The sequence below is a fragment of the Slackia heliotrinireducens DSM 20476 genome (genome assembly GCF_000023885.1).
Lineage (GTDB): Bacteria > Actinomycetota > Coriobacteriia > Coriobacteriales > Eggerthellaceae > Slackia > Slackia heliotrinireducens.
Genome location: NC_013165.1, coordinates 1,919,225 through 1,935,577, shown reverse-complemented (window position 1 = coordinate 1,935,577; position 16,353 = coordinate 1,919,225). Strand labels below are relative to the sequence as shown.

Genomic DNA, 16,353 nt, shown 5'->3' with positions numbered 1-16,353 from the left:
AAAGCCCGCAAACGCTTCGAGCCCCGACAACCGTCGGGGCTCTTCTGTTTTCAGGGGTGTTTTCCGTTGACGGGCGCAGCCGGCGTCACGCCGAAGGGAGCCGCTCCGCCGGTGCACCCGGGCGCAATCGGCGGCGGACGGGACCTGGAATGCCTCGCGGAATCAATACCCACGCCGTGTTTTTCGAATACTCCCAAAATGTAAAAGGCCTGATAAACGGTACACCCAAATGGGTATTTCCGAAATAGGCCCGTATGGGGCCTTCAAACGGCACCTGTCCGTCCCGTAATCTTGCGCCATCGACGGCAGGGGGTCGCGAAAGCCTCCGAGGTCGAAGACAGGCATTCGAAAACAGCGATTATCGAGGGGGCGCAAGAATGCACGAGATGGGTTTGGTCCATCCTTTGGTGGACATGGTGGTCGATTACGCAGTGCAGGCGGGGGCCAGCGAAGTCAAGGCCGTGTACGTGACGATCGGCGACGGACGCGACATCGTCATGGATCTGATGGAAGGTCTCTTCAAGCACCTTGTCCGCGGCACGCTTGCCGAAAACGCAGAGCTGATCGTCGAGCATGTGCCGTACCGTGCCGAATGCAACGAATGCCAGGGACATTTCACAATCAACCAATTCAAGCGGTCGACGTGGACGTGCCCGCATTGCGGGGCGGAGCGGAAGTACCGCATCGTCTCCGGTTTGGAGTTCATGGTCAACCGGATCGAAATCGTCAGGGGTACGCAATTCGCGGATCCCAACGCAACGCGAGGGGCAGCTTAGGCCTGAGGCGAACGACGGAGTCGATTCGCTGGCAATACAAAAAGAGGAAACAGTAACAACAACAACGAGGAAGAGCGAGGGATTATCATGATGGGAATGAGCCGCAGGAATTTTTTGCGTGGCATGGGCGTTATGGGAGCCGCCGGTGCTGCAGCTGCGTTGACCGGTTGCGCGTCGGGCGCTGCTGCCGGTGACGCCAAAGAAGCCGCCGCCGAAAGCACGGGCACCGAGGTCAAGCTGAGCGACGGCACCGTTTGGTACGGCACTCCCCGCGAGATCGTCGAGAAGGGCGGCTCCACCATGCCGCTCGAGGAGCTGACCCGCCGCCGCAAGGAGTACGTGGACTCCCAGACCGAGTTCACGGCCGAGGACGGAACGGTTGTTCCGGCCCCGTATGTGAAGATGCGCGCCCTGGTGCACAGCTACGGCTTGGGCGGCGGCGAAGGCGCCATGACCAAGAGCATGTTCAGCCGCGTCATGGACCAGTTCACTGAAGAGGAAGTCGAAGCCTACCTGCAGATGCCCTGGGACCGCAAGTTCACGGCGAACGAGTACTACTACAAGTGCCAGGTGGAAGGCATCGACCGCACCTACGAAGAGTGCAAGGAGATCTGCGAGAAGTTCAGCAAGGCCGGCTTCCTGCCGTTCCGCACCATCAACGAGGGCCGCACGTACAACATCCCCTCCATCGCGCCCGAAGGCATCATCACCTACAGCTACTGCGAAGAGTTCTATGAGGATCCATACAGCTTCGAGTGGCCCTTCACCAACTGGGACCTGGGCGGCGACTACGCCCTCGAAGGCACAGCGTGCTACCTGTCGGTGCCGCTGAACAAGGACATCATGGCCGAAGGCAGCCAGATCCTGGCCTACGACGACGTGCGCCAGATGCTCGCCGACCACGAGTACTTCGCACTGCAGCCCTGCTCCTGCCGTTACGAGACGTTCGCCTACGAGTGGTATGAGGAGCATGGCCTGGACGGCGAGAAGTTCCCGACGTTCACCGACTTCATGACCGGCGATTTCACCGATTTCACCGACAACAACGGCGACGTCATCGAGACGTGCCTGACCATGGGCGACGACGCCGAGTACCTGGTCTCGCTGGGCCTTGCACGCCGCGTCGATCTGGAAGAGGCCCTCGAGGTCATCGACGCCCGCGTCGAAGAAGGCTGCATCATCCACTGCCTGCACGGCAAGGAGCATGCATGGGTGTGCTTCTGCAACCCCAAGACCTGCGGCATCATCGCACAGTGGGAGAACGGCAAAGAGGCTCTGGGCGGCTGGGACGTGCTCGAAGAGAAGTCCATCGCCTTCAACCACCGCTCGCACTACAGCCTCGAGGTCGATGCCAACAAGTGCATCGCCTGCGGCACATGCGCAGGTCGCTGCCCCATGGGCGCCATCTCGATGGACACGGGCGTGCCGGTGGTCACCAGCTACCTGTGCCGTATCTGCGGCCAGTGCTGCTACGTGTGCCCGCAGGAGGCCCGCAAGCTTGCCAACCGTCCGATCGACGACTTCATCGAGCTTCCGCACCAGATGGAAGACGACAACAACCTCAAGGCTGCGTTCCGTTTCGAGCATGGCCTGGTCGGTCGCGGCGAGACTCCCTCCATCGACGCCTACATCGAGTAGCCCGTACTGACGTTTCCGAGCCTGTTCGCTGCGGGGGCGCCCCCTCCTAAGAAATCCCTGCTCGAGCTGTGCCGCCCCACGTTACCTCGCTGGGGGCGGCACAGCGTCTTTGCATATGGACGCGAAATCCTGCCCTGCGGCATATTCAGGCACCAAGCGAGAGGAATGCATACCCATGAAACATGCGATGACCGCCCTTGCGGCTGCGCTCGGCCTGTCGGTGTCGTTGCTGTCCGCATGCGCAGGCGCACCGGCCCAAAGCGCAAACGATGCGGCGGGTGCGGGTGAAGCCGTGTCGCAGGAAGCCGTGGAAGCAGGCGAGCCGGCCGAAGAGCAAGGCTGCGTTTTTCGTACGGACGAGACCGCTGCGGACGTGGATGCAAGCGTGAAGACGTTCAGCGTGCAGGAGGAAGCGGGCGAAGGCGCCGTAGTGGCGAACATCGCCGTGGCGACGGCGGCGTGCGACGGCTCGGGCGACATGCCGGAGGCATCGTACACAACCGTAACGGTGACCCTGCGCGACGAGAGCGGCGAAGGGGGCCTTTCCGAACGTCCGATGGATGCCGTGTGCGGCATGGCGGTGGCTGTCGATTCGGCGGGAGGCGCGCCTGTCGTACGGGCAGCGGGATCGAGCGGGCAGGCGAGTGTGACAGGCGCTTCCGGCGCCTCATACGATGTCGCTGTGTCGCAACCCGCAGACGACGGCATGACCGTGTCTGTGACGGATGAGAACGGCGAAGCGGCTGTGGTCACCATCGCGCTTGCCGACGAAGACGGGCCGGCGGCGATGGGGGTCGCGTTGACGATGTCTCCTTCGCCGGAAAGCGGATTGACGGTTGTGGAATCCGACGCGACCGAATCGGCATCCATCACGTGCTATGCCGTTTCCGAAGCGGACAACCACGGTGCGGCGATTGCGCGCACAGTGCTGGTGGATGTGCCTGGGACGAGAACCCGCGACATCGAGGGTCAGACGGCCGGCGAGACGACGAGCGAATCCACGACGGCGAGAAGCAGCTGGAACAAAGAGGTGACCACCACGGTCGAGAGCACGCCGACAACGCTCGACGTGCACGACATCGCACCTTCCGTCACGGTCGTGGCAACCTATTGCGGCGACGAGGCGCAGCTGTCGGATGCGCTTGACGTGGTATTGACGGTCAACGAGTCCGACGCGACGGTCGTGTCGACCGAAACGCGCACGAAGCGAGAAATGGCCGCCAAGGACGGCGGTGTGGACGTGTGGGAATACACGGAGCTGGAATACGACGTGGAGACGACCGAAGAGGTGCAATCGATGGATGCATCGTATGCATGCGTGTCTGCAGCCCGCTCGGCCGATGCCGTCGAGGCGGAGGCGCTCGGTTCGGACGGCTCGTTCGCCTATCGCGTGTCGAGCAGCTCCACGCCTGGCGCGAAAACGGGTGACGCAGGCGACACCGAACCTCTGACCCACGTGGTGGTCACGGTCGAGGCGGCGGACGGATCCCTTCCGCCTGCGGTCCTGACCGTGCAATCGGCGGGAGGCGGTGCGTCCGAACGCATCGTGGAAGGCGTTTTCGGCACGCTGTAAGGCCGCATCCGCGGCGCATGGGGCAAACGGCTGAAGAAGGCGTCCATGAAGCCGGAGGTCTTCGCGGCCGCAAGGGGGGCACTCGGACGGTTTTGCCTGATAAACGGTGCACCCAAAAGGGTATTTCTCGAAAAAGCCCTTATGGGGCCTTTGCCCGGTCGGTGTGCGTCCCGTAATCTTGCGCCAGAGGGCAAAGGTCGAGAGGCCCTTCGGCCCGGAAACCAAGCATTCATCCAACGGCGATCATCGAGGGGGAACGCAAACCATGGATGAGAACAAGATCATCGAAGTGAAGCGCAACATCCTTGCGGCGAACGACCAGGCTGCAGATGTGTTCCGCGCCAAGCGCAAGGAGGAAGGCACCTTCGTCGTCGACATCATGGCATCACCGGGCGCCGGCAAGACCACGCTCCTGATCGCGCTCATCGAGCGCTTGCGTGAGCGCGGCACCGCCGGGGTCATCGAGGCCGACCTCGAATCCGACGTCGACGCTCTGAAAATGAAGGAAGCGGGTGTCACGTCCGTGGAGCTCAACACCCTTGGCGTATGCCATGTCGAGATGAACATGATGCAGAAGGCGTTCGACGCGTTCGGCGAAATGAGGTTCGACTACCTGTTCCTCGAGAACATCGGCAATCTGGTCTGCCCGGCCGACTTCGATACCGGCGCGCACCTGCGAGTGATGCTTCTGTCCGTACCGGAAGGCTACGACAAAGTGTACAAGTATCCACCCATGTTCGCGGTGTGCGACGCCCTTGTCGTGACGAAATCCGACTACCTGCCCATGAACCCGGATTTCGACATGGAGGCGCTTAAGAAGCAGGCCAGGGTGCTGAACCCGAACCTCGAGATTCTCGTGACCTCCGCCCGCACGGGGGAGGGCATGGACGAGCTGGCCGGCTGGATCGAACGGCGCCGCGCCGCTGAAATAGGTTAACTGACAGACAGGAGGCACCGTCATGTGCACCAACGGAGTGAACACCGCCCAGTTCGAGCAGATGCTCGATCAGCTCGACGACCATGTCGCATTGGAGTATCGCTGGTCCCACAAGCTGGCGCATACTGCCGAAGACGCCGGATACGAGAACGTGTCCGAAAACCTGCATAGGGCCCAGGCGTTGCTTGCCGACGTGCGGGCCTTGATCGACGAGTCGAAGATGGCTCTCGAAGACGACGCTGAGGCCGCGGCATCCGCAACGGTCAGGCTCGTTTAACGGCTCGTAATGCGTCCTTAGGCAAACCCCTCAACGGCTTGGGGACGCATTGCGTATAGATTCGCCCCTCACCCCGGTGTTCCGTATTGCGGAAGCCGGGGTTTTCGTGTGTCGGGCATGGCGAAGCTATTCCGCGTGGCTGCGGTTACAGCCTGTCGTCGGAAGCCAGCTGGACGAGCTCCTTGTAGGAATGGATGCCGCATTTCTTGTAGATCGAGCTGATGCGAGACTTGATCGTCCAGGCGCTCAGGCACATCTCGTCGGCGATCTGGTTGCGGTTCTTCCCTTGGAGCAGCAGGTTCAGCACGGCGGTTTCGCCTTCGCTCAGCGAGTACTTCTGCGCCATGCGGTCGCGCATCAAAGCCACGTTGGTCTCGTAGCCTTCGTCTTCGGGAAGCTTCTTGAGCGCGAACACCATCGCTTCGCTGGACCGGCTTGGCAGGAAGGGAATCACGACCAGGACCGCCCAGGAGGAAACTGTGGCCACGATCCACCATGCGTATTGACCGTCCACCCATGCGAAAGTTGCCAGAAAGAATACGCTGGCGATGCTGATGGCGCCTGCGAACAGCAGAAAGTTGCTTGCAAACACGTCTGCGAGAGGCTTTCCCTCGTTGCTGCAGAGGTCGATGGTAAACGCGAACACCGCCACCTCGGCCGTGGTTATGGCAAGCGAGCAAACCGCGTGGAGCAGCGACGGGAACAGTGCGACGGCAAGGGGGATGGATACCGTGGCGGCACCGCACAGCACGATGGAGACCCTGATGAAGAACCCGAACCTCATGTCGTCGTGGGGGTGGTAGAGCTGCATCGCCAGGGCTAGCACAACTAGGATTGCGAAGCTGATGAAGAACATGGCCATGGTGCTGGAAGACATGTTGGCTCCCAGGGTGACGATGCTTGCCGCCTGCACGATGCCCCATGTGAAGCCCAGGCAAGCCAGGACCGAGCCCGAATATACGGACAAACGGTAGGGCTCGGAGTCCTCGCCGTGCTTGGGGACGGCTTCATCCAGACGCTTGGACAGGACGACTTGGATCGCCGCGGAACCCAGCGCGCATACGAGTGTCACGATCGAGAAGATGTAGAACACATCGGCGAAGGGCGACAACGCGGCCGTCACCAGCGGGTTGAATATGTAGCAGGGAATGAACGCCGCAATGAAGTCGGAGCGTTTGCCCGTCTGGCGAATATGCAGGAAGCGCTCGGTCCAGAACAACAGGGACTGAGCATACAGCGCTCCGAGGACGGGGGACAGCACGATTCGGACGATGTAGTCGGCCTGGATGCTTAATTGGGCCAAGACGGGTTGGGCGATAAGTCCGATGAGCGCGGCAGCGACGTAGCAGGCTACGCCGATAGTCCCGATCTGCCGCGTGGGGTTTTTGCGCAGGACAGTTTTTACGCCTAGGCATCCCAGAGCCGATCCCGCGATGAACGCCGTATGTGCAAGGATGACCGAATACCACGGGTATTCCCGCCCGATGGGCCCCGAGATCAGCCCCAAAGGACCGCCGCTCCATGTGGCCAGGAACAATCCGAATCCAATCCAGAGAGCGATTCTCATGCCCCAATTGGTTTCGGATGCGTTTTGAGAAGACATCTGCAATACCCCCCCCGATCGGTCCAACCTTGCGCGAACGGCAATAACCGCCATGGTTCATCCAAAAGATGAAACCCGCAAGTCGGCAACGGAATCGAACGGTGCGATCCGTGATGCAGCCCCTCTCTGCCTGCCGTGCTATTCGTTGTTTCCATTATAAGTTAGAATCGACCGGAGACGGCGAGACATTGTCGTTTGAATATGCGGCGACGTTGGTCGGAGGCGGTGCCTGGGGCCATGCTGCAGGGCAGGGCCATGGACGCGCCCCGCCTGCTTTGCCGGACGCCGGGCGATTCAAGGGGGGTTCGTTATGAAACACATGTGCAAGGTGACGGTTATCGACAAGAAATGCTTCGAGGATTTCCAGCAGCGTTATCTGGCCGACCCGGCAAGCGGGCCGTGCCCGTGCTTCGAGGTGGGACAGGAGTATCTGTTCGAACGCCAGGACGGCAAGGACGATTTCTGGCATTTCGGGCGCGATTTGGATCCGGCGTTTCCCTGTGCCGAGGCGTGGGACTGCGTGAGCCGCTACATCTACACGGCGCTGCAGGGCGGCTCAATCATGCGCGGCTGGACCAACGACGAGCGCATCATGATCGCCTGCTGCAACGACGGCACGCGTCCGGTGGTGTTCAAGATCGAACGCATCGACGTGCCCGAGACCGACGAAGACCGTGCTTGGCTCGATACGCACGATTTCTCCTGCGGTGCCGAAGATGCCTACACGGGTGCGTAATCCCCATCTTGAAACACACGAACGGCCCCGGCATCCGTCGGAGCCTTCTTCGTCTTAGAGCGGGGCCGCACGGATGCCGACGATGGAAAGGGACGGCCGCAGTTAATCGTGAGCTCCGTTCCGCATCGAGAAACCGTTATACTGGTAGCCATGAATCCTCTTGAAGAGATGAGGAAGTTGCCTGCATGGACCAGCCGAGCCGTACCAATCTGAATCTGCCGGATGCCGACTTATATTTGTTCGGCCATGGGGATGCGCGTCGGGCATACCTGCTGTTCGGTTGCCACGAGCTGCCTCGCGAAAGCGAATCCGACGTCCGCACGTTCCGGTTCGTGCTTTGGGCCCCTCATGCCCGGTCGGTAAGCCTTGTGGGCTCCTTCAACCAATGGGACCAGGCGGCAACGCCCATGGAGCAGGTGAGCGAAGGCATCTGGTGCTGCGTGGTGGAAGGCCTTGAGAACGGCGACCCTTACAAATACGCCATCGAAGGTGCCGACGGCACCGTGCAGCTGAAAGCCGACCCCTTCGCGTTTCATGCGGAAAACGGCCTGTCCACCGCTTCCAAGGTGTGGACGCTGGACGGCTACGACTGGCATGATGCCGACTGGATGGATGCCCGAGCCGCATCCGACCCGCTGCACGGACCCATGTCCATCTACGAGCTGCACCTGGGTTCGTGGCGCGTGGGCGAGCAGGAAACCTTCCCCAACTACCGTATTGTGGCTGACCAACTGGTGGAATACTGCCAGCAGATGGGCTATACCCATGTGGAGCTCATGCCGCTGACGGAATTCCCGCTGCCGGCATCTTGGGGCTACCAGGCCACCGGCTACTATGCGGTGTCGTCGCGATACGGCACGCCCCAGGATTTCATGTACATGGTGGACACGCTGCACGCCGCAGGCATCGGCGTCATCCTGGACTGGGTACCGGCGCACTTCCCGAAGGACGCCTTCGCCTTGGCTCGCTTCGACGGCACGCCGCTTTTCGAATACGCCGACCCGCGCAAGGGCGAGCATGCCGAATGGGGCACGCTCGTGTTTGATTACGGAAAGCCCCAGGTGGTAAGCTTTCTGGTGTCGTCGGCCATGTTCTTTTTGGACGTCTACCACATAGACGGTATCCGTGTGGACGCCGTCACGTCCATGCTGTACCTGGATTACGCCCGCACCGAATGGGTGCCCAACATCCACGGCGGCAACATCAACCTGGAGGCCGTCGATTTCATTCGCAAGCTCAACACGGCCGTTCGGGAAACCTATCCCGGCGCGGTGACCATCGCCGAGGAATCCACATCGTATCCCAAGGTCACAGCCCCGGTGGAATACGACGGCCTGGGATTCACCTTCAAATGGGACATGGGTTTCATGCACGACATGCTGGAGTACTGCTCCATGGACCCGCTGTTCCGCCGCGACCACCACGACAAGCTCACCTTCGGCATGGTGTACGCCTTCTCCGAGCATTTCGTGCTGGCCTTCAGCCATGACGAGGTGGTGCACGGCAAGAAATCCATGGTGGACAAGATGTTCGGCGACTACCTGCAGAAATTCGCGAACCTGAGGGTGCTCATGGGTTGGCAGTTCGCCCGCCCCGGCAAGAAGCTCACCTTCATGGGTTCGGAGTTCGGCCAGTTCATCGAGTGGGATTTCGCCAAGCAGCTGGACTGGTTCATGCTGAAGTACCCCATACACAACGGGCTTCACCTGTACAGCGCAGCCCTGAACAAGATGTACGCGGCCCATCCCGCCCTGTGGCAGATCGACGACTGCTGGGACGGGTTCCAATGGGCCAACGTGGACGACCGGGACGAAAGCGCGGTGGCATGCCTGCGCCAGGCTCGTGACGGATCGCCCGACGTCCTGTGCTGCTGCAACTTCACGCCCAACGCGGTCGAAGGATTCACGGTCGGGCTTCCGACCTGCGGCGAGCTGCATCTGCTGCTGGACAGCGACATCGAGCTGTACGGCGGCACCGATTGCGGCGCGGCCGTGATCGAGGCGCCTGCCGAGGAGCCTTTCGAAGGGCACCCCTGCAGCGCCAAACTGAAACTGCCGCCCATGTCGGCCGTGTTCTTCGAGTTCGTGCGGAGTAATCCTCCCAAGGAGACCGAGGACGCGTTGCCAGGCGGCCCCGAAACGAAAGAATAGGACCTTTACCTCTATACGACCTGCGGATAAGGAGCTGGTATGAGCAATCGGAAGAGAAGCGTGGCCATGATTCTGGCGGGTGGCCAGGGAAGCCGCCTGGGCGTGCTCACCAGGCTGCGCGCCAAGCCGGCGGTACCCTACGGCGGCAAATACAGGATTATCGATTTCCCCCTGTCGAACTGCGCCAATTCCGGCATCGACGTGGTGGGTGTGCTTACTCAGTACGAACCCTTCGTGCTGAACAGCTATATCGGCAACGGCGCGCCATGGGACCTGAACACCTCCACCGGCGGCGCGTATCTGCTGTCGCCCCACACCCGCGTGGGCGATGTGGGCAGCTGGTATGCCGGCACAGCCGACGCCATCTACCAGAACATCCAGTTCATCGACCGGTTCGATCCGCAGTACGTGGTGGTGCTTTCCGGCGACCATATCTACAAGATGGACTACAGCCAGATGATCGCCTTCCACGAGGAGAACGGGGCGGACGCCACCATCGCCGTCATGCCCGTGCCCATCGAGGAGGCCAGCCGCTTCGGCATCCTGGCCACCGACGAGGCCGGCCGCGTGACGGACTTCGTGGAGAAGCCGGCAGACCCGCCTAGCAACCTGGCGTCCATGGGCATCTACGTGTTCGACTGGGCGAAGGTTCGCCGCTATTTGGAGGACGACGCGGCCGATGCTTTCAGCAGCCACGACTTCGGCAAGAATGTCATTCCCGCCATGCTCGGTGGCGGCGAGCGCCTGTTCGCCTTCCGGTTCGAAGGCTACTGGCGCGACGTCGGCACCATCGACAGCCTGTGGGAAGCCAACATGGACCTGTTGGAAGAAGGGGGAGACCTCGACCTTTCCGACAACCGCTGGACCATCTACTCGCGCAACCCCGACCTGCCCGCGGCCCGCATCGGAACGGGCGCCATTTTGGGCGGCAGCATGATCGCCGAAGGCTGCGACGTGGAGGGTTCGGTGCTGCACAGCATGCTCTTCCAGGGTGTGAGCGTAGGCTCCCGGGCCCAGATCGTCGACAGCCTGGTCATGGCCGGCGCAAAGGTCGGCGCGGGCACCGACATCCAACGGGCGGTCATCGCAGAGGACGTTATTATCGGCGAGGACTGCATCATCGGCCGTGCCGGAGCCGACCTGGCCGTCATCGGGCCCGGTGCCGTCATCGAGTCCGGGGTGGTCATCGCACCGGGCGAATCCGTCGAACCGAACGCCGTCGTGTCGGTCGAAGCATAGGGGAGGATTACCATGAACAACACCTTCGCCATCGTGTACGCCGGCCACGGCAACCAGCTTCTGGGCGACCTGCTTTCGTACCGCTGCGTCGCGGGCATGCCTCTGGCGGGCCGCTTCCGCAACATAGACTTTCTGTTCACGAATCTGGCCGACAGCGGCGTGCGCAACGTCGGCCTTATCACGCAGCGCAACTACCAGTCGCTGGTGGAGCATGTCGGCTCCGGCGCGGCTTGGGATATGAACAAGAAGCAGGGCGGCCTTGCGGTGCTTGCACCCTTCGACCAGGGCACGGGCACGGAGCTTTACCGCGGCTTCGGGGACGCCATGTTCGCCAAGAGGTATTTCCTCAACCGCCAGCTGGGCCAGTACTGCCTGGTGCTCGATACCGACGTGGTCTACCGCGAGGACTACAACCGCATGCTCGACGCGCTCAACGAGAAGGAAGCCGACATCGTGCTTCTGTACTCCCATGACGCGCGCCTTATCTCCAACGAGGTCATGGGGGCCGCGCGCCTCGATGTGGATGCGGACGGCTTCATCCGCGGCGTGGACTATTCCGACGAGGTCGGCGAGGACTCCTGCTTCAGCCTGGGCGCCTGCCTTATGGACAAGAACCTGCTGCAGCGTCTGATCGAAGACGCCTGCGCCGAGGGCCGCTACAACTTCGTGACCGACGTGCTCGAACCGGCGTTGAGGAAGTACAAGGTGGCCGGCGTCGAGCATACGGGGTACGCGGCCCGCATCAGCAGCGTCAAATCGTACTTTGACATCTCCAAGGACATGATCGACCCCGAGGTCCGCGAAGAGCTCTTCGTGGCCCACGGCCCCGTTCACACCCGCATCAAAGATGCGCCCCCGGTGCGTTTCGCCGCGGGCTGCCGTGTGGAGGAAAGCGTGTTCGGCAACGGGTGCGACGTGTTCGGCCGCGTGTCCGGAAGCGTCGTGTTCCGCGGCGTGACCATCGATCGAGGCGCCGACGTCAAGAACTGCGTCGTCATGCAGAACGCCCGTATAGGCCAAGGGGCACACCTTCGCAACGCCATTATCGACAAGGACGTCGTGGTAAGGCCGAACGCCCGCATCGTCGGCACGCCCGACCTGCCCGTCGTCATCCGCAAGGGTTCCATCATAGAAGCGTAGCGTCACAATCGGCGAAAGCCATCCGCGAGGCAGACCTGTAGAGGGTCTGCCTACGGCTGCTCGGCGGCAGAGCGTATGCCGAACCGCAGGGCATTGCCCGCCTGCGCAAGCGGCAGACCCTCAACAGGTCTGCCTCGCACGCGTCCTTCATCGGGCAGAGACGTATGCAGCTCGGATGGTGATTGCCGGAAAGGGCGCTGCGTTTCTGTACAATCGGGTGCTATGAAACACTGATTCCATTCATGTGACCGAGGAGAACGAAATGTCCGAATCTGCTTACGAGAACTTGCCCGGCGTCCTGATCGCTTCCGCGGAATGCGCCCCCTTGGTGAAGATCGGCGGATTGGCCGACGTGGTGGGCGCCCTGCCGAAGTACCTGGGCGAGCTGGGCATCGACGCCCGCGTCATCATGCCGTTCCACCGTCAGATCAAAGACCGCTACGCCGCGCAGGCCGAGCACCTGTGCGACTTCCACGTGGGGCTTGGCTGGCGCTCGCAGTATGTGGGCGTGGAGAAGCTGGTGCTCGACGGCGTGACCTACTATTTCATCGACAACGAGTTCTACTTCGGCGGGCCTGTGTACTGCGGCGGCGAGTTCGAAGGCGAGCAGTACGCGTTCTTCACCCGCGCCACGTTGGAAGCCATCCCGTGCCTCGACTTCGAGCCGGGCATCCTGCACTGCAACGACTGGCACACCGCCATGATGCCGCTGCTGGTCAAGACCCAGTACCAAGGCGCTATGCAAGGCGGGCTTCGCACGGTGCTCACCATCCACAACCTGCACTTCCAAGGCCAGTTCTCCCATGAGTTCGACCGCGACCTTCTGGGTGTGGACGACTCGTTGGCAACGCCTGACTTCGTGGGGCATTACGGCTGCGACAACATGCTGAAGGCGGGCATCGTCTTCGCCGACAAGGTGAGCACGGTTAGCCCAACCTACGCGCAGGAAATCTGCACCCCCGAGCTGGGCGAAAGCCTGGACGGCGTGCTGCGCTCCCGCGGAAGCGACCTGTCCGGCATTTTGAACGGCATCGACCGCGAAATCTGGAACCCGTCCGACGATGCCGCGCTGCCTGCACGTTTCTCGGCGAAAAGCGCTTGGCGCAAACGCCTGGTGAAGGCCGCGCTTCTGGAGGAGCTGGGCCTGGACCCCATTGGGGAAGGGGAGGACGTGCCGCTGATCGGCATGGTGGGACGCCTTACGCCTCAGAAGGGCATCGACCTTCTGTGTCCCGTGCTGGACGACATCATGGCCCGCAACGTGCGCATGGTTGTGCTGGGCTCCGGCGACGCCGACCTGGAGAACTTCCTGCGTGACGGCGAGAACCGCTACAAGGGGCGTTTGTGCTCCTACATCGGCTACAACGGCGACCTGTCCCACCGCATCTATGCGGCCAGCGACCTGTTCCTCATGCCGTCGGCCTTCGAGCCCTGCGGCATCTCCCAGATGATCGCGCTGGCCTACGGCACGCTGCCCATCGTGCGCGAGACGGGCGGCCTGAAGGACACGGTGGTTCCGTACAACCGCTACACCGGCGAAGGCACCGGCTTCTCATTTGCGAACTACGACGCCTACGAGATGCTCGGCTGCATCGACTACGCGCTGGAGACGTGGCACGACAAGCCCGCACGCAAGCGGCTCATTCAGCAGGCCATGGCATGTGATTTTGGTTTCGGAAGGTGCGCACGCGCCTACGCCGACCTGTACCTGACGCTTTAGTTGTACACTGGGACAATTGATTTTTCGGCGGACGGCCGGCTTCGTGCCGGCTCTGCCTTTTTTGAACCGAGCATGAGGAGACAAGGCATGGGCCTTACATCGAATATGAACAAGCAGACGGTGGACGAGGTGCGCGACCGCATCGCACGGCGGGTGCGCCGCGAATTCGGCGTGACCGTGAAGTCGGCCGCCATCCAGCAGGTATATCAGGCGGCGGCGCTGTGCGTCCGCGACGACATCATGGACGTGTGGGCCGACGAGCGCGAACGCTCGAAGGGCGACGGCCGCAAGAACGTGGTCTATCTGTGTGCGGAATACCTGATCGGCCGTGCCTTCACGAACAACCTCATCAACTTAGGCATGTACGAGACCTACGAGAAGGCCCTGGAGGAGCTCGGGTTCGACATCGGCGCCATCGAGGAGCAGGAGGCCGACGCGGGTCTGGGCAACGGTGGCCTGGGGCGCCTGGCCGCGTGCTTTTTGGACAGCCTGTCCACGCTGAACATACCTTCCATCGGCTTCGGCATCCGCTACGAGTACGGGTTCTTCCGTCAGGAGATCCACGACGGCATGCAGCGCGAAATGCCCGACACCTGGTCCATCGACCGCGACGTGTGGGAAGCCGAGCGTGCCGACCGCGTGTTCCCCGTGCAGTTCGGCGGCCAGGTCGAGGAGCAGTGGGGCGCCGACGGCCGCCTGAAGGTGGTCTACCACAACGCCCAGACGGTGCTGGCCGAGGCCTGCGACATCCCCATCGTGGGCTACCGGAGCAAGCTTCCGGCCACCCTGCGCCTGTGGCGCGCCCATGCGCCCAGCTCCTTCGACCTGACCCGGTTCAACCAGGGCGACTTCGAAGGCGCCGTGGCCGAGCGCGAGCTGGCGGAATCCATCTCCAAGGTGCTCTATCCCGATGACAGCCACAACCAGGGTCAGGAGCTGCGCCTGCGCCAGTTCTACTTCCTGGTGTCGGCCACCATGCAGTTCCTGGTGCAGTCGCACAAGAACCAATACGGCGACCTGCGCACGTTCGCCGACAAGATTGCCGTGCAGATCAACGACACGCATCCGGCGCTTGCCGTTCCCGAGTTCATCCGCATCCTCATCGACGAGGAGGGATTCACCTGGGAAGAGGCCGTCGACCTGGCGCAACGTACCTTCAACTACACGAACCACACCATCTTGCCCGAGGCGTTGGAGTGCTGGCCGGCCGAAACGATGCAGCGTCTGCTGCCGCGCATCTACCGCATCATCGAGACCATCGACGCCCGCTTCCGCGACCGCGTGTGGCGCAACCATCCGGGCGACGCCGATCTGGTGGGCCGCATGGCCATCATCAACGGCGGCAAGGTGCGCATGGCCAATCTCTGCGTGCTGAGCTGCGGACATGTGAACGGCGTTTCCCAGCTGCACGGCCGCATCCTGCAATCGACGGTGTTCAGGGACTTCTACACGGTGTACCCCGAGCGGTTCTGCGGCATCACCAACGGCGTGACCCAGCGCCGCTGGCTGGGCGTTGCCAACCCGCGTTTGCGCCGCCTGGTGGACGACACCATCGGCGAAGGCTTCATGACCGATTGGCGCAAGATCTCGGAACTTGAGCCCTTTGCGGCCGACGCCTCCTTCCGACAGGCCTACGACCAGGTGAAGGCCGCCAACAAGGTGGAGTTCTCCAATTGGATGCTGAAGAGCCGCGGCGTGGAGGTCGACCCCGCCATGGTGATCGACGCCCAGGCCAAACGCCTGCACGAATACAAGCGCCAGCTCATGAAGGCGCTGCATATCCTGGCCATCTACGACGGCATCGTCGAGGGACGCGCCCACAAGATGCCTCCGACCACCTTCGTGTTCGCAGCGAAGGCTGCTCCCGGCTACAAGCGGGCAAAGGACATCATCCGTCTGATCAACTCCGTGGCGAAGTTGGTCTCCTCCGACGAGCGCACCCGCGACTTGATCCGTGTGGTGTTCTTGGAGAATTATGACGTGACGGCCGCCCAGCACCTGGTGGCTGCGGCGGACATATCCGAGCAGATTTCCACCGCCGGCATGGAGGCTTCCGGTACCAGCAACATGAAGTTCATGCTGAACGGCGCCCTTACCCTGGGCACCATGGACGGGGCCAACATCGAGATTGCCGAGCAGGTGGGGCCCAAGAACATCTTCATCTTCGGCGCGCGTGTGGAGGAGTTGGACCGCATGAAAGCTGAGGGTTCCTACAACCCGCGCGCGGTGGTTGAGGCGAACCCGCATCTGCAGCGCGTGCTGCGCCATCTGGTGGACGGCAGCCTGCCCACCAGCGACGGCAGCCGGTTCGAAGACATCTACTACTCGCTGGCACCCGAAGGCGGGCAGGGCGACGCCTACTTCGTACTGCATGACTTCGCATCGTACGACCAGGTGTTCGCGCAGGTCATGAGCGCATACGTCGACCGCGACCGCTGGATTTCCAGCGCGGTGGTCAACACGGCCAAGGCGGGGTATTTCAGCTCGGACCGCGCCATCGAGGATTACGCCAACCAAATCTGGCAGCTGTAGGCAGTTTTTTCTGGCGTCGGGAAGGTTGTCCG

12 protein-coding genes are annotated in these 16,353 nt (G+C 62.2%); 11 read left to right on the top strand and 1 reads right to left on the bottom strand.

Annotated features, from left to right (window positions below; all coding sequences use genetic code 11):
• Positions 1–377: 377 nt before the first annotated feature.
• From SHEL_RS08385 to SHEL_RS08365, 5 genes are all read left to right on the top strand, one after another.
• Positions 378–776, top strand: a complete 399-nt coding sequence (locus SHEL_RS08385) for a hydrogenase maturation nickel metallochaperone HypA/HybF (protein ID WP_012798835.1) — start codon at positions 378–380, stop codon at positions 774–776.
• Between the two features lie 87 nt (positions 777–863).
• Entirely contained in the window at positions 864–2,414 is a 1,551-nt protein-coding gene (locus SHEL_RS08380; protein ID WP_012798834.1) for a 4Fe-4S binding protein, read from the top strand.
• Between the two features lie 175 nt (positions 2,415–2,589).
• The gene (locus SHEL_RS08375; RefSeq protein ID WP_012798833.1) at positions 2,590–3,987 is read left to right on the top strand and encodes a hypothetical protein; all 1,398 of its coding nucleotides are present in this window, start codon (positions 2,590–2,592) and stop codon (positions 3,985–3,987) included.
• Positions 3,988–4,252: 265 nt separating this feature from the next.
• Positions 4,253–4,924 (top strand): hydrogenase nickel incorporation protein HypB, encoded by a 672-nt coding sequence (gene hypB / locus SHEL_RS08370; protein ID WP_012798832.1) that lies wholly within the window; start codon positions 4,253–4,255, stop codon positions 4,922–4,924.
• Between the two features lie 22 nt (positions 4,925–4,946).
• Complete coding sequence (locus SHEL_RS08365) at positions 4,947–5,201, top strand: hypothetical protein (RefSeq protein WP_012798831.1); 255 nt, start codon at positions 4,947–4,949, stop codon at positions 5,199–5,201.
• Positions 5,202–5,346: 145 nt separating this feature from the next.
• Here SHEL_RS08365 and SHEL_RS08360 read toward each other — a convergent pair whose 3' ends face one another.
• Positions 5,347–6,804 (bottom strand): response regulator transcription factor, encoded by a 1,458-nt coding sequence (locus tag SHEL_RS08360; RefSeq protein ID WP_012798830.1) that lies wholly within the window; start codon positions 6,802–6,804, stop codon positions 5,347–5,349.
• A 310-nt stretch (positions 6,805–7,114) separates the two neighbouring features.
• On the opposite strand from SHEL_RS08360, the gene SHEL_RS08355 reads away from it, so the two are divergent.
• From SHEL_RS08355 to SHEL_RS08330, 6 genes are all read left to right on the top strand, one after another.
• Positions 7,115–7,540 carry a TIGR04076 family protein gene (locus SHEL_RS08355; RefSeq protein ID WP_012798829.1) on the top strand — a complete coding sequence of 142 codons (426 nt, stop codon included), beginning with the start codon at positions 7,115–7,117 and terminating at the stop codon, positions 7,538–7,540.
• A gap of 185 nt (positions 7,541–7,725) precedes the next feature.
• Complete coding sequence (gene glgB, locus SHEL_RS08350) at positions 7,726–9,690, top strand: 1,4-alpha-glucan branching protein GlgB (RefSeq protein WP_012798828.1); 1,965 nt, start codon at positions 7,726–7,728, stop codon at positions 9,688–9,690.
• Between the two features lie 39 nt (positions 9,691–9,729).
• A complete protein-coding gene (locus SHEL_RS08345) occupies positions 9,730–10,929 on the top strand; it encodes a glucose-1-phosphate adenylyltransferase (protein WP_012798827.1) in 1,200 nt (399 codons plus the stop codon).
• A gap of 12 nt (positions 10,930–10,941) precedes the next feature.
• The gene (gene glgD / locus SHEL_RS08340) at positions 10,942–12,069 is read left to right on the top strand and encodes a glucose-1-phosphate adenylyltransferase subunit GlgD (RefSeq protein ID WP_012798826.1); all 1,128 of its coding nucleotides are present in this window, start codon (positions 10,942–10,944) and stop codon (positions 12,067–12,069) included.
• Between the two features lie 262 nt (positions 12,070–12,331).
• Positions 12,332–13,789: a glycogen synthase gene (locus SHEL_RS08335; protein ID WP_050749563.1), complete on the top strand. Its 1,458-nt coding sequence runs from the start codon at positions 12,332–12,334 to the stop codon at positions 13,787–13,789.
• A gap of 87 nt (positions 13,790–13,876) precedes the next feature.
• Positions 13,877–16,321 carry a glycogen/starch/alpha-glucan phosphorylase gene (locus tag SHEL_RS08330; RefSeq protein ID WP_012798824.1) on the top strand — a complete coding sequence of 815 codons (2,445 nt, stop codon included), beginning with the start codon at positions 13,877–13,879 and terminating at the stop codon, positions 16,319–16,321.
• Positions 16,322–16,353 lie beyond the last annotated feature (32 nt).

Coding starts and splice junctions, on each gene's coding strand:
- SHEL_RS08385 (WP_012798835.1), top strand. CDS start 378: ATGCACGAGATGGGTTTGGTCCATCCTTTGGTGGACATGGTGGTCGAT.
- SHEL_RS08380 (WP_012798834.1), top strand. CDS start 864: ATGATGGGAATGAGCCGCAGGAATTTTTTGCGTGGCATGGGCGTTATG.
- SHEL_RS08375 (WP_012798833.1), top strand. CDS start 2,590: ATGAAACATGCGATGACCGCCCTTGCGGCTGCGCTCGGCCTGTCGGTG.
- hypB (WP_012798832.1), top strand. CDS start 4,253: ATGGATGAGAACAAGATCATCGAAGTGAAGCGCAACATCCTTGCGGCG.
- SHEL_RS08365 (WP_012798831.1), top strand. CDS start 4,947: ATGTGCACCAACGGAGTGAACACCGCCCAGTTCGAGCAGATGCTCGAT.
- SHEL_RS08360 (WP_012798830.1), bottom strand. CDS start 6,804: ATGTCTTCTCAAAACGCATCCGAAACCAATTGGGGCATGAGAATCGCT.
- SHEL_RS08355 (WP_012798829.1), top strand. CDS start 7,115: ATGAAACACATGTGCAAGGTGACGGTTATCGACAAGAAATGCTTCGAG.
- glgB (WP_012798828.1), top strand. CDS start 7,726: ATGGACCAGCCGAGCCGTACCAATCTGAATCTGCCGGATGCCGACTTA.
- SHEL_RS08345 (WP_012798827.1), top strand. CDS start 9,730: ATGAGCAATCGGAAGAGAAGCGTGGCCATGATTCTGGCGGGTGGCCAG.
- glgD (WP_012798826.1), top strand. CDS start 10,942: ATGAACAACACCTTCGCCATCGTGTACGCCGGCCACGGCAACCAGCTT.
- SHEL_RS08335 (WP_050749563.1), top strand. CDS start 12,332: ATGTCCGAATCTGCTTACGAGAACTTGCCCGGCGTCCTGATCGCTTCC.
- SHEL_RS08330 (WP_012798824.1), top strand. CDS start 13,877: ATGGGCCTTACATCGAATATGAACAAGCAGACGGTGGACGAGGTGCGC.